This is a genomic window from uncultured Brachyspira sp. (genome assembly GCF_944388875.1).
Classification (GTDB): Bacteria; Spirochaetota; Brachyspiria; order Brachyspirales; family Brachyspiraceae; genus Brachyspira.
On sequence record NZ_CALXKQ010000004.1, the window covers coordinates 1 to 14,436 of the forward strand.

A 14,436-nucleotide genomic window follows, 5' to 3' on the forward strand; every position below is an offset into this window, starting at 1 on the left:
TCTAATTAATTTTTCTGTTTAATAAAAAAAGCAAGCCCGCCCAAGTTATTATTAGATTTAAAATTCATTAACGCACGGTAAACAAAATTTTTTAATATAATAAAATTTGAATAGCATATAGATTTATATTTTTAATTTTACTCTGCGTGCGGTGAATAAAGACTCAAATTTAAAAATGCTTGGGTGGGTAGTGCTGTAACTGTTTGAAGCCAAAAAAATAATAATATAAAGATTACCAATGATATTAAAAACCTAAAGGGTGGGAAAATGTAAGTAAATTTTAAAAATTAATTACATACCCCGCCCTTATAAATTTACTGCTTTTATAAAAAAAGCATTCTAATTAATTTTTCTGTTTAATAAAAAAAGCAAGCCCGCCCAAGTTATTATTAGATTTAAAATTCATTAACGCACGGTAAACAAAATTTTTTAATATAATAAAATTTGAATAGCATATAGATTTATATTTTTAATTTTACTCTGCGTGCGGTGAATAAAGACTCAAATTTAAAAATGCTTGGGTGGGTAGTGCTGTAACTGTTTGAAGCCAAAAAAATAATAATATAAAGATTACCAATGATATTAAAAACCTAAAGGGTGGGAAAATGTAAGTAAATTTTAAAAATTAATTACATACCCCGCCCTTATAAATTTACTGCTTTTATAAAAAAAGCATTCTAATTAATTTTTCTGTTTAATAAAAAAAGCAAGCCCGCCCAAGTTATTATTAGATTTAAAATTCATTAACGCACGGTAAACAAAATTTTTTAATATAATAAAATTTGAATAGCATATAGATTTACATTTTTAATTTTATTCTGCGTGCGGTATTTCACAAAACTTGAAATTATCTATTTATTTTATAAAATAAAAATACTTTATAAAATATAAGGAAATAAAAAATGAAATTCGCTTATTTAATAATGGATAAAATTTTTGACAGTAAAAAAGATAGAGCTTTTATACATAATGGGGTTTCTCAAATTATAGGTGTATCAGATATTGAAGAAGCCTGTAAAATTGCAAAACAGCTGCAAAATGAAGGCATTAACTGTATAGAATTATGCGGAGGATTTAGAGAAGAAGGAGCGAGAAAAATAATAGAGGCTACAGAAAATAAAATAGCAGTTGGTTTCGTCATACATTTAGAAGAACAAAATGATATTTATGCTAAATTATTCGGTAAATAAAAATTTAAGAATTAGATTTATACATAAAACCAGCAACTATAACTATAATACCTATAAGCATAGTAAAAGGTGCCAAAAATCCCATAAATCCCTCAGGATGCTGTCCTACCATTGCTATAAATAGGAAACTTAAGGCAAATATTATAAGCCCTATTATTAATATAATTAAATTCTGTTTTGAAAGTTTATCGTGATTATTTACCATAGTTTATTATACAAAAAAAGTTCATAGCTTAATAGCCATAAACCTTATATCTCTCCATTTTAGTTTTTGCTCGGGGCCGGAATCGAACCGGCACGGTCACAAGGACCAGCAGATTTTAAATCTGCTATGTCTACCAATTCCATCACCCGAGCTGGTAGTTGCTGTATATGTTATCATAAACATTAAAAAAGTCAAGTATTTATAATAAAATATTTGTTTAGTAGTATGAGTTTTTAGACACTTTTTAATAAAATTAAAGACCTTTTCAAAAATGTTAAGTAAATATTTTCTAACGTAATTTTTATAATTTAGACTATATTTATAAATTTTTATTTTAACTCCCACCCTCTAAGATTTATTAATCTTATTTTTATATTAATAAATTTTATTTATATTTAAAATTCCAATTTATATTATTAGCACCCGCCCAAGTTTTATTTAAATTTGGAATATTATATAACGCACGCAAAATAAAATTAAAAATACATATTTTATTTGCAATTCTAATTTTACTATATTATAAAATTTTATTCTTCGTGCGGTAAGTTGATTATAAATTTAAACATCACTTGGGAGGGAGTGCTTTTTTTAATTAAGCCAAAAAGTTAATATAAACTTTATTTTCAGAAAAAATAAAAAAGCATAAAGGGCGGGGTATGTAATTAATTTTTTAAAACTTAAATTAAATTTGCCCACCCTATAGGCTTTCAATCTCATTTATCATTTATAATGTATTTTTATTTATAAAAAATTTACTATTATTTTAGCTGCCCGCCCAAGTTTTATTTAAATTTGGAATATTATATAACGCACGCAAAATAAAATTAAAAATATGTATTTTGTTTGCAATTCTAATTTTTATATATTATTATAATTTAGTTTACCGTGCGTTAAATATATTATCAATATAATTTGCACTTGTTTATTGCTATAATACATTAGCAGCAAGCTCAGCAAGTTTTGAACGCTCTCCTTTTTCAAGCGTAACAGTACCGCTTAATACTTCCGCTTTTGTTCTATCTATTAAATAAGTAAGCCCATTGTTCCTCTCATCCAAATACGGAGTATCTATCTGATGAATGTCGCCTGTAAAAACTATTTTTGTACCCTCACCTGCTCTAGTTATAATAGTTTTTATTTCATGCGGAGTTAGGTTCTGAGCTTCATCTACTATAAAATATATTTTGTTCAAACTTCTTCCTCTAATGTATGCCAAAGGAGAGATGACTATCTTTTCATTTTCAAGCATTTTTTTAATGTTTTTACTTTCATCGCTGTCATCAGAATGTACATGCTGTATAACTGAAAGATTATCAAATAAAGGCTGCATATAAGGGTCTAATTTGCTGTTAATATCCCCCGGAAGAAAACCCAAATCCTTATTAGAAAGAGCTACTACAGGACGAGCTAAAAGTATTTGCCTGTACTCTCTTCTCTTTGCCAAAGCAGCAGCAAGTGCTAGAAGCGTTTTACCAGTACCTGCCTTACCCATTATAGTAACTAAAGGTATATCATTGTCAAGTAAAACGTCCAAAGCCATAGCCTGCTCTTCATTTCTAGGCTTTATACCATAAGCATCTATATTAGTGTCAACATGAACTATTGTTTTTGTATCATCCTTATATTTACCTATTACTGCCTCATCTTCTTCTTTCACTCTATAGCAGAAATATGTATTAGGATATACAGAATGCTCTCCTTTTACAGCTATCTCTTTATTTTCATTAAGCTCTTTTATATAAATACTAGCATTATCCCCTGATATGCTTTCTATACCTGTAAAAAGTGATGATAATTTTTCTATTTTGTCAGTATTATAATCCTGAGTATCAATACCTAAACTTCTTGCCTTCATCCTCATATTAATATCTTTTGTTATAAGAATTACTCTATGACTCTCACATTTAATATTATAGGCACATGACAGTATCTTATGATCTGGAATATTACCTGAAAATATTTTTTTAAACTCTTCTCGCTCTTCATTATTAACATCAACAAATACTTTACTTTTATTATCAAGTAAAGCACCTTTTTTAAATATATCTTTAACTCCTTCAGTTTTTTCATTTTTTTCTACTATCACATCAAGTTCTCTTATGAACTCTCTTGCATTAAAATTGATTGTATCGCTTCCTTTTTTGAATTTATCAACTTCTTCCAAAACTGTAATAGGTATAACTATATTTGTTTCCTCAAAAGAAAATATTGATTTAAAGTCATGCAGTATTACATTGGTATCAAATACGAATACTTTTTTATTAGGTATGAAATTTTCTGTCATTTAAAATCCTTTTATTGATTTTTAAAGCATAATTCTTTAATGCTATATAATAAGTATTATACAAAAGAATAAAAAATGCAAATACTATAAAGCCTATTTTTTTGTTTTAATCTATTCAAACTTGACAATATAAGCAAATGTAGTATTATTTTTTGTGATAAATCCGCTTAAGGAGAACATATTTATGGATAAAAAATTCAAAGAACAATTTGATAAAGTTAAACACTTGCTTGTGCCTATTTTCGATTTGGATACAGCATTTAGAAATAAAGAGTTTAATAATATAAAATTAGATGTTCTTGAAATAGGTGAAGTTAATCTTACAAGCGGAAAAATAATAGCATGCGATCCTTTAGCTTATTTATATGAAGATGAAATATGTCCTTTCATTCAAACTGTAAAGCCTAATAAATATAATGTGTCGCTCCTTATTATAGAAGATGAAGAAAGAATTGCTATGGCAAAAATTTCTTTCACGAATAGAGAGCCTAAAAGATATGAGCTTGCTGTAACTGGAGAAGAAGATTTATCAGAAGTAGAAGAAAATGAGTTTTTTGGATATCCTGTAGATGCAGGTATGGGATGCGTATGTGATGAAGATGCTGCTAAAAAATATATTATTTATGAAAAAGAATTAGAAAAAGACAATGAAGATTTTGATAACAGATACGATGATTTATTTGCAGATTTACTAGAAGAGAATGCAAAGAAATATCCTAAATATCAGTCTGAATATGGAGATTGGCTTAATTGGAATATTCCAAATTCCGATTCAAATATAGTATTATTTTCAAGCGGATACGGAGATGGTTATTATCCTTCATATTTTGCATACGATGAAAATAATGATATATGTGCATTTTATACCATATTCATAGATTTGAATGATGATGAGGAATGATTATAAAGTTATAATCAAAGTTCCTGCTGTAATCATTATAATACCTATTATAACTTTTAGAGTTAAAGCTTCTTTTAAGAATATTGCAGCCATTATTATTGTAAATACTAAAGAAAGTTTATCTATTACCGCAACTTTATTAACCTCTCCTATCTGCAATGCTTTAAAATAAAACAGCCATGACAATCCAGTTGCTATACCAGAAAGTATTATAAATATAAGTGTTTTTCTATCAATGTTTTTCAATGATTCTATTGTATTAATAGAATTAACTGAATTAATATAAAAAACTACAATCCAAGACATGATTAGAATTACTATTGTTCTTATTGCTGTTGCTAAATTTGAATTGATATTTGAAAGCCCTATTTTTACAAGTATTGCAGTCATTGCGGCAAATATAGAAGATAAAAAAGCATATAACATATTTTAATCCTTTAATATAGTGAGATTTATATTATACAAAATACTTAAAAAAATTAAAATTATAATATTTTTCTTGATTTTTTAATGAAAATATTATAGCCTATTATATAGTTAAGAAAAGGAGTAATCCTTATGAATAAAAAGATTCCAATAATAATTGCTGCAGCTGCTGTTATCACTGTATCAAGTGCATTAATTGTATTTAAAAGAAAAAATAAAAAGATTCTTCATCTTAAAAGTTATGACGGCAGGTTTGTCATAGAGTTTCCTGATGAATGGAAAGCTTCTAAAGAACAAAATGAATTAAATGAAAATTCAAATCTAGAGGCTGTTAATAATAAAAAAGGAATATGCTTTATAATGTTTTCAAAACATAAAAATGAATTAAATAATATAAATTTGTATGAATATAATAAAACTATTTTTAATAGTATAAAAGAAGAAAATATCATATCAAGCAGAAAAATAAATATTAATAATAAAACTATGTATGCAACAGAATTTAATTCTTATTATGAGAATATGCTTATACATTATATTCTATATACATTAGAAACAGAGAATTATTTTCATCAGGTAATGGCTGCACTTATAAATAATAATTTAAAAATTAAAAAAGATAAAGTACAGTTTAATACAATAAATAATATTTTATCAACATTGAAAGAGATTTAAGAATTTAATGAGAAAAAATACTTTAATAATAATATTTCTGCTTTTATCGGTATCTATAATATACGGAGAGCAAAAAATATTTATATCCGCCAAATTAAAAGGAAATGATTTACGCAAAGAAATAATTAAATGGGTGAAAAATAAAGCTGGGAACAATAAATTTAACAGCTATGATAATGGACTTGTATATTTATTTTATGTATCAAATAACATTATAGATAATAATTCATTATGTTTTGATATAAACTTTCATATAGAATACGATAAATTTATAGTTGATTTTTCAAATATAAAATTATTAAATAATGAAACAGGCGATGCAGAAAAATTAAAATTCAGTATTTGGTCTACTCTTACAAACAGCGGATGGTTTAGAGAATATAATGATACTATAACTATGCTGGTAGAAGAGTTAGAAAATATTATAAAATTATAATAAGTGATGAGAATATATGCAAGAGTTAATTTTATTTCCAAATAATAAAGCTAAAAATAATTACTTAAAAGACAGATATAATTATTATACATTAGATATAAGCAATTATAAAACCCTTCATCAATTTTATAAAATACATTTTGATAATTTTCAATCAAATTATAATAGAGAAAATGGAAAAAAATATGCCGAGCCTTCAATAGCCGTTATAAATATGCATACAGCATTAAATGAATATGTGAAACAGAATAAAAAGTCTTTAATATCAAAACAGAATATTACTTATGAACTTGCTGATACTTTATACAAAACTATGGAAGAAATTGCATTTGCTGAGCTTATATCAGAAAATAAAAAATTATGCTGTGAATACAACAATTTAAAAGAAATAAAAGAAATAATAGATATATACAAAAATATAAATGATGAAAATAATTTGCTGGATCAGTTTGACACTTTTGAACTGTTTTTAAAAGCTATAGAAAATAAAGAAATAGACTCTCTTAATGATTACAGTAAAATAATAATATACAATTTTGAAAAGATACCTCCTATACATTCAGTTTTTCTTGATAGTATAATAAATCATTATAATATAAGCGTAGAAGTTATTATGCCTTATGATATGAGCAGGCATTTTAAGCATTATAAAATGTTTTTTCGTTCAATAGATAATTTAAAAGTAAATAAAATATCAAATTTTTCAAATGCTTTGATAGAAAAGAAGAGCTTAAATAATTACAAAAATAATATTAAATTCATATCAGGCTTCGGAGCAAAACAGGAGGCTGATACTGTTATTGATGAGGTAATTAAATTAATAAATAACGGTACACCTTTATACGATATAGGCATAATTTTTTCGAATATACAAAAATACAATGAAATAATTTCTAATAAATTAAAAGAATGCGGCATTAAGTTTAATGAAAGAAGAGCCAGCTTTTTATGGAAAGTTCCTATTATACCAGTATTAACTTCTATATTTTTAATATTAGACAGTTATGACGGTGAAATAGATGTGGACATTTTAATAAAAATATTATCATCATCATATATTCAAAATATAAAAGGAATAAATCCATATAATATAAGAGATTTAATATATGCTTCTAATTCTGAAGAAATATTTTCAAAGATGTCTTTATGTGAGTTTAAAATGAAGATATCAAAAAAATTCTCTTCTAATAAAGAAGCGGCAGATTCTATAATAGAGTTTCTAAATCTTTTAAATAAATTGGTATCAAAAAAAACTTATAAAGAAATAGGACTTGCTTATATTAATATATTAAAATTTCTGAATATTGATTCTATATTTATAGAAGATGAAAATGATTCTGAAAGATTTAATATATTCTACAAATCAAAGGATGATTACTGCTATAGAGATAATCAGGCATTATCATTATTTATAGATTTTGTATTGAGAACAGCATGTACTAACAATAAAGAGAATATAAGCCATTTGGATTTTTACACAGCTTTAAATGTTCTTCTTAGAGATAAATCGCTTATGCTTTCTGATAATAGAGAAACTTCCGTAACTGTAAGCAATATGTATGATGCCAGAGGACTTAGATTTAAGCATTTATTTATACTTGGAATGAATAATGATTTTTTAGTTAAAAGACCTAATACATTTTTTATAAGCAGTAAATTAAGAGAGTCTGTAAACAAAAAATACGGAAAATATATTTTTAATACTCAGCAATTATTATCAGACGGATCTTATGCTTTATTTTTGAATATAATATCATCATGCTTTGAAAACACTAATATTTATTTTTCATTTAGATTTAAAGATGAGGATGGAAACCCTGAACTTCCTTTTTATTATATAGAAGATTTATATGATGAACTTTATAATGAGGATTTCAAATTCGAAACTCTTAAGAAAAACGGACTTATTTATAGAAAAGATTATATACCTAGAGGAGAAAATATACATACAGATAAAGAAAATATTATGAGTGTATTCTTCTATAATGAAGCGGAGTATGACATTGATAATTTAGAGGATATAGTAAGAACTGTAGAACATAAAGCAAATAAAAACGGATATAATAATTTTGAAGATAAGCATGAAGAGATAAAGAAGTTTTTTAATAATATTTTTAAAGATAGTGTTTCTGTAACAACTTTGCAGTCTGTAATGGAATGCCCTGCTAAATTCTTTTATTCATATTTATTTGAAAAAGATTCTGTAGTATCCAATGTTCAGGGTATAAGCTATATGGAAAAAGGAATCACATATCATAAAATTTTTCAGAATTTCTATGAGAAAGTAAAAGAAAAAAATAATTCATTAGACTGTTCTCTTAAGGAAAGCGAGTTTAATAATTATAATAATATAGCAAGAGAGGCTATAGAAACTGAGATAGAAAGACTTAATACATTATATTCCAAAAAGGATTTAAATGATAAGTATTTTATAGAATATAAATTGGATCAGAGTGTAATAAGAGAAGAGGCTTTAAATGTTATGAATTCTTTTATAAAAAAAGAGATAAAAGAAAACATAATTAAAGATGAAAATATGGGATATCATTATATACCTTACAGCTTTGAAGAGAGTATAGGAGGTATAAAAGATGATAATTCAATTATATATTCAAAAGGAAACTTTACAATTAAAATAAAGGGAAGAATAGACAGGATAGATTTCAGTTATGAGGATAAAAACTTCAAAATTAAGAACGGTATTAGAATAGTAGATTATAAATCAAGCTATAAATCAGAAAATAGAAAGAAAATAGAAGATGATACGGAGAAAAGAATATATATAATAAATACATATTTTCAGCCTATATTATACTTAAAATATATACTCTCTAAATATATAAAGGATGATATAGAAAACAAAATAAAAAACTGCGAGGTTGTATTTACTGTGTATAAAGAAAAGGATGTTATTAATGAAGATACTGATATAAATAAAGTATATAATGATAGGGATATGCTCCTTTCTATATGCGGATATATTGACAATGGATATAATTTAAATAATTATTTTGATGAAGTTTTTGATGAAATATTAAACGGAAAACTAGTTTACAAGCCAAGCGATAATGCATGCTTACATTGTTTTAATAGTCAATATTGTGATTTTTATAACGGAATTACTGCAGAAGAAAATTTATATTAATTAGATATTTTCATTCTACTTAAAGATTCATATATTGTATAATCTTTGACTTTTTGATTTAAAATTATATACTATATAGTATATAAAAATAAAAACTAAAAAAGGAGTATAAAATATGAAAGGATTTGCTATGAAAAAAATTGGCGAAACAGGATGGGTTGAAAAAGAGATACCTGCCTGCGGACCTCTTGATGCTATCGTAAAGCCTTTAGCAGTAGCAATATGTACTTCTGACATACATACTATTGCAGGTGCAATAGGAGAAAGAAAAGACATGATTTTAGGTCATGAAGTATGTGCGGAAGTTCATGAAGTTGGAGCTTTAGTTAAAGACTTCAAGAAAGGCGACAGAGTATTAGTTACTGCTATAACTCCAGATTGGAGTACAGTTGAAGCTCAGGCTGGATATTCTATGCATTCTGGCGGTATGCTTAATGGCTGGAAGTTCTCCAATGTAAAAGACGGTGTATTTTCTGAATATTTCCATGTAAATGATGCCGACGGTAACCTTGCTTTGCTTCCTGAAGGCATGGATCCTATAGATGCTTGTATGATTTCTGATATGGTTCCTACTGGTTTTCATGGTGCTGAATTGGCTGATATACAATATGGGGACACTGTACTTGTTATAGGTATAGGACCTGTTGGACTTATGGGAGTTGCTGGTGCTTCTTTAAGAGGTGCTTCAAGAATTATTGCTGTAGGTACTAGACCTAAATGTGTGGAGGTTGCTAAAATTTATGGAGCTAATGAATTCATAAGCTATAAGAACGGACCTATAGATGAACAAGTATTGAAAATGACTAATGGAAAAGGCGTAGACAAAGTTATTATAGCAGGCGGCGGAGTTGAAACTTTCTCTGAAGCTGTTAAATCTTTAAAAGCTGGTGGAAAGATAGGTAATGTTAACTATTTAGGTTCTGGAGATAATGTATTAATACCTAGACTTGAATGGGGTGTTGGTATGGGTCATAAAGCTATATTTGGCGGACTTATGCCTGGCGGAAGATTAAGAGCAGAAAAATTAGGTTCTTTGGTTGCTTCTGGAAGATTGAATGTTAGACATTTAATTACTCATGTATATGAGGGATGGGATCAGCTTCCTGAGGCTGTTAGAATTATGGGTGAAAAACCTGCTGATTTGATTAAACCTGTAGTAAGAATTCAAAAATAATAATTATACATTTTGATTAGATGCCGACGTATAAAGTACGCCGGCATTTATTTTATAATATATATTTTGGAGTTTTGTATTTATGAAGTCATTGATTAGTCCTGAGAATTATTGGGGGCTGTGGGCGATAGTTGTGGGATTTGCAGCTTTAAGTATAGTATTAGAACAAAAATATAAATGGGCTTCTGTTTTATCTGGTGCTATAATAGCATTGATATGTGCCATGTTTTTAAGCAATTTGAATATAATTCCTATAAGTTCTCCTGTATATGATATTGTATGGGGATATGCAATACCCTTAGCAATACCTTTATTATTGATGAAATGTGATATTCGAAAGATTGCAAAAGAAAGCGGACGAATATTGATTATATTTTTAATAGGCTCATTTGCTACAGCAGCAGGCAGTATAACAGCTTATTTTCTTTTGAGAAATAATATTCCAGAACTTGAAGGAATAGCAGCAATGATAACAGGTACTTATATAGGAGGAACTATTAATTTTGTTGCATTATCCAGTGCTTTTAATGTATCAGGAAAAATGGTTTCATCGGCTACTGTTGCTGATAATCTTTTAATGGCTTTATATTTCTTTGTACTTATTTCAATACCGTCTGTTAAATTTTTTAGAAAACATTATGCACATCCTTATATTGATAAAATAGAAATGAATAAAATGAGTGATACGGAAAATGCATCAAAAAATTATTGGAAGCCTAAAGAAATATCATTAAAGGACATAGCATTATCAATGTCTTATGCATTCATAATAGCTGCTCTTGCAAATATAATATCACCTATATTTGCTAAAATAATACCTAAAACCAATTTTATATTTCAAATGCTGAATGGGTTATTAGGAAATCAGTATTTAATTATAACAACTATATCCATAATATCTACTGCATTATTTCCTAATGTATTTTCAAAGATAGGAGGTGCTGAAGAGATAGGTACTTTTTTAATTTATTTATTTTTCTTTGTAATAGGGGCTCCTGCTTCTTTAATAGAAATAATAAAAAACTCTCCTTTGCTTTTAGTTTTCTGTGCTTTGGTAGTTATGGTAAATATGATTGTATCTTTTATATTTGGAAAAGTGTTAAAATTTAATTTGGAAGAGATTATATTAGCCTCTAATGCCAATATCGGAGGTCCTACAACGGCGGCGGCTATGGCGGTATCTAAAGGATGGTTTGAACTTGTAGGTCCTATAATGCTTGTTGGAACTTTAGGGTATGTGCTTGGAACTTATTCTGGAGTATTCGTAGGAAATTTATTAATTAAATTATAGTTTATTACCGCTAATAAAAATTATTTGTAAAGTAAACTTTCCAGATGCAAATAATTTTTATATAAACTATCTAGTATAAAAAAGCTGGCAGCAATAAATTGTTACCAGCCCTCGTTTATTTCCATTATTAATAAAAATTGTTCACTTATAATCCTCCAGCAAATAAATTTGCTGGAAGCTCACAATTTTTATAATTTCTCTCTAGCATTCAAAACTATTATTTCATAACATTATAGAATGCTTTTTTATTATTGTTGCTATCGATAAACTCGTATAAAAAAGCTGGAAACAATAAATTGTTACCAGCTCTCGTTTATCGATTTAAAACTAAAATTATTTAATATCATTATTTCATAACATTATAAAATGCTTTTTTACCTAAGTAAATAGCTCTGCTGCCTAGTTCTTCTTCAATTCTTAATAATTGATTGTATTTTGCAATTCTATCACTTCTTGAAGCAGAACCTGTTTTAATCTGACCTGCATTAGTAGCTACTACTATATCAGCAATAGTAGAATCTTCTGTTTCACCAGAACGGTGAGAAACTACAGCAGTATAATTATGAGTTTTAGCAAGTTCTATAGAGTCTAAAGTTTCTGTTAAAGTACCAATTTGATTAACTTTAATCAAAATAGAGTTAGCAACACCTTTGTCTAAACCCATTTGAAGTCTTTTTACATTAGTAACAAATAAGTCATCACCTACTAATTGAACTTTACCGCCTAATTTTTCTGTTAATATTTTCCAACCATCCCAATCATCTTCAGCAACACCGTCTTCTATTGATATAATAGGATATTTACTGTATAAATCAGCATAGAAATCAACCATTTCAGCAGGAGTTAATTCTCTTTTATCTGATTTTTTAAATACATACATCTTTTTATCTTTATCATAAAACTCGCTTGAAGCAGGGTCCATAGCTATCATTACATCTTCGCCAGGTTTGTATCCTGCTTTTTCTATAGCCTGCATAATTACTTGAAGAGGCTCTTCATTATCTTTAAGTGTAGGTGCAAATCCGCCCTCATCACCAACAGTAGTGCTTAATCCTCTCTCATGAAGTATATTTTTTAAGTTATGGAATACTTCAGCTACATAGCGTAAGCCTTCTTTGAAAGTAGGAGCACCAACCGGCATTACCATATATTCTTGGAAGTCTATTGGAGCTGATGAGTGAGCACCGCCGTTTAAGATATTAGCCATAGGTACTGGCAAAGTTTTAGCATTAGTGCCTCCAATGTATCTGTATAAAGGCATACCTAACTCTTCAGCAGCTGCTTTTGCTACAGCAAGTGATACGCCAAGTATAGCATTAGCACCCAATTTACCTTTGTTTTCTGTTCCGTCAAGTTCTATCATAGTTCTGTCTATTTCAACTTGATCCAAAGCGTCCATATCAATAAGTTCATTGCAAATAATTTCATTAACGTTTTCTACAGCCTTTTGAACACCTTTACCCATATATCTTGATTTATCACCATCTCTTAATTCTACTGCTTCATGTTCTCCTGTAGAAGCTCCTGATGGCACAGCAGCTCTTCCCATAACTCCGCTGTCTAAGTAAACATCTACTTCTACTGTAGGGTTTCCTCTTGAATCTAATATTTCTCTAGCTACTATATTATCTATTAAAGACATATTAAAACTCCTTATAAATTCTTGTTGCATATATAATATAACATAACTTATAAATTTCAAGTGAAAAAAATGTACATTTAAAATTAATATGATTATTTTAGTATTGACTCTATATAAAAGACATAATAAATTATTCTATTTTTTTAGATATAATATATTCAGGTCTCTTTTTTACTTCATTAAATAGGTTAGACAGATATTCACTTATTACAGAAAGTGAAATTAATTGAGCTCCTCCCATAAAAAGTATAATAATAATAGTTGAAGCCCAGCCTTTAACTAAGACACTTGGATTAAAAAAATGTAAATAAAAAACTCTTAAAGAAAACATAACAGCAATAAATATTGATATTATTCCTAAATATAATGATATTTTTAAAGGCTTCACTGAAAATGATAATATACCTGTCATAGCTAATTTAACCATCTTTTTTAATGTATATTTTGTTTCTCCTGCTATTCTTGCATCTCTTTTATATTCAAAAGGTTTTTGCTCAAAACCTGTCCAACTAATCAATCCTCTTATATATTTGGGACTTTCGGAAAATTGTTTATATGCATCTATCACTTTTTTATCTATTAATCTGAAATCTCCTGTATCTACTGGAAATTTAATTTCAGATAATAGATTTATAATACGGTAAAATAATGCTGCTGTTACTTTTTTAAACAAATTTTCACCTTCTCTTGATATTCTCTTACCATATATTATTGGAGTTTTTGTTTTCTCATATAACTTTATCATATCTGGTATTATTTCAGGAGGGTCTTGTAAATCAGCATCTATGATTACTGCTAAATCAGAGCTACAATTATGTATTCCGCAGCTCACAGCTGCCTGATGTCCGAAATTTCTTGAAAAAGAATACAATTTTACTCTATTATCTTTTTTTGATAAATCTTCTATTATATTTTCTGTTTTATCTTTACTGCCATCATTTATAAAAATAAATGATATGTCATAATTATATACCAATTTAGATACAGCATTTAATCTTTCATATAAAGTTATTAATACTTCTTCTTCATTATAACATGGTATAATAAAACTTAGTTCTTTCATTTTA

12 protein-coding genes and 1 tRNA gene are annotated in these 14,436 nt (G+C 27.4%); 7 read left to right on the forward strand and 6 right to left on the reverse strand.

Going from position 1 to position 14,436, the window contains the following annotated elements; genetic code table 11:
- The first annotated feature begins 902 nt into the window (after nt 1-902).
- Nucleotides 903-1,190, forward strand: a complete 288-nt coding sequence (locus Q0J69_RS04595; RefSeq protein WP_297204731.1) for a DUF6506 family protein — start codon at nt 903-905, stop codon at nt 1,188-1,190.
- 4 nt (nt 1,191-1,194) lie between these two features.
- On the opposite strand, the gene Q0J69_RS04600 is transcribed toward Q0J69_RS04595, so the two are convergent.
- From Q0J69_RS04600 to Q0J69_RS04610, 3 genes are all read right to left on the reverse strand, one after another.
- Nucleotides 1,195-1,395 (reverse strand): hypothetical protein, encoded by a 201-nt coding sequence (locus Q0J69_RS04600; protein WP_297204732.1) that lies wholly within the window; start codon nt 1,393-1,395, stop codon nt 1,195-1,197.
- A gap of 67 nt (nt 1,396-1,462) precedes the next feature.
- Nucleotides 1,463-1,547 (reverse strand) — tRNA-Leu (locus tag Q0J69_RS04605).
- Between the two features lie 776 nt (nt 1,548-2,323).
- Nucleotides 2,324-3,679 carry a PhoH family protein gene (locus Q0J69_RS04610; protein ID WP_297204734.1) on the reverse strand — a complete coding sequence of 452 codons (1,356 nt, stop codon included), beginning with the start codon at nt 3,677-3,679 and terminating at the stop codon, nt 2,324-2,326.
- Nucleotides 3,680-3,863: 184 nt separating this feature from the next.
- Here Q0J69_RS04610 and Q0J69_RS04615 point away from each other — a divergent pair, with 184 nt between their 5' ends.
- A complete protein-coding gene (locus Q0J69_RS04615) occupies nt 3,864-4,580 on the forward strand; it encodes a DUF4241 domain-containing protein (RefSeq protein WP_297204736.1) in 717 nt (238 codons plus the stop codon).
- On the opposite strand, the gene Q0J69_RS04620 is transcribed toward Q0J69_RS04615, so the two are convergent.
- Nucleotides 4,581-5,006, reverse strand: a complete 426-nt coding sequence (locus tag Q0J69_RS04620; protein WP_297204737.1) for an EamA family transporter — start codon at nt 5,004-5,006, stop codon at nt 4,581-4,583.
- Nucleotides 5,007-5,138: 132 nt separating this feature from the next.
- Here Q0J69_RS04620 and Q0J69_RS04625 point away from each other — a divergent pair, with 132 nt between their 5' ends.
- The 5 genes from Q0J69_RS04625 to Q0J69_RS04645 all read left to right on the forward strand — a co-directional run bounded on the left by Q0J69_RS04625 (nt 5,139) and on the right by Q0J69_RS04645 (nt 11,727).
- On the forward strand, nt 5,139-5,681 hold the full coding sequence (locus Q0J69_RS04625) for a hypothetical protein (RefSeq protein ID WP_297204739.1): 543 nt from the start codon (nt 5,139-5,141) through the stop codon (nt 5,679-5,681).
- 7 nt (nt 5,682-5,688) lie between these two features.
- On the forward strand, nt 5,689-6,117 hold the full coding sequence (locus tag Q0J69_RS04630) for a hypothetical protein (RefSeq protein ID WP_297204741.1): 429 nt from the start codon (nt 5,689-5,691) through the stop codon (nt 6,115-6,117).
- 16 nt (nt 6,118-6,133) lie between these two features.
- Nucleotides 6,134-9,262, forward strand: a complete 3,129-nt coding sequence (locus Q0J69_RS04635) for a PD-(D/E)XK nuclease family protein (protein ID WP_297204743.1) — start codon at nt 6,134-6,136, stop codon at nt 9,260-9,262.
- A gap of 115 nt (nt 9,263-9,377) precedes the next feature.
- Nucleotides 9,378-10,436 (forward strand): NAD(P)-dependent alcohol dehydrogenase, encoded by a 1,059-nt coding sequence (locus Q0J69_RS04640; RefSeq protein ID WP_297204745.1) that lies wholly within the window; start codon nt 9,378-9,380, stop codon nt 10,434-10,436.
- A gap of 82 nt (nt 10,437-10,518) precedes the next feature.
- On the forward strand, nt 10,519-11,727 hold the full coding sequence (locus Q0J69_RS04645; protein ID WP_297204747.1) for a DUF819 family protein: 1,209 nt from the start codon (nt 10,519-10,521) through the stop codon (nt 11,725-11,727).
- Between the two features lie 346 nt (nt 11,728-12,073).
- Here Q0J69_RS04645 and eno read toward each other — a convergent pair whose 3' ends face one another.
- Nucleotides 12,074-13,369, reverse strand: coding sequence for a phosphopyruvate hydratase (eno, locus tag Q0J69_RS04650; RefSeq protein ID WP_297204749.1), 1,296 nt, complete (start codon nt 13,367-13,369; stop codon nt 12,074-12,076).
- A gap of 130 nt (nt 13,370-13,499) precedes the next feature.
- The gene (locus Q0J69_RS04655) at nt 13,500-14,432 is read right to left on the reverse strand and encodes a glycosyltransferase family 2 protein (RefSeq protein WP_297204750.1); all 933 of its coding nucleotides are present in this window, start codon (nt 14,430-14,432) and stop codon (nt 13,500-13,502) included.
- Nucleotides 14,433-14,436 lie beyond the last annotated feature (4 nt).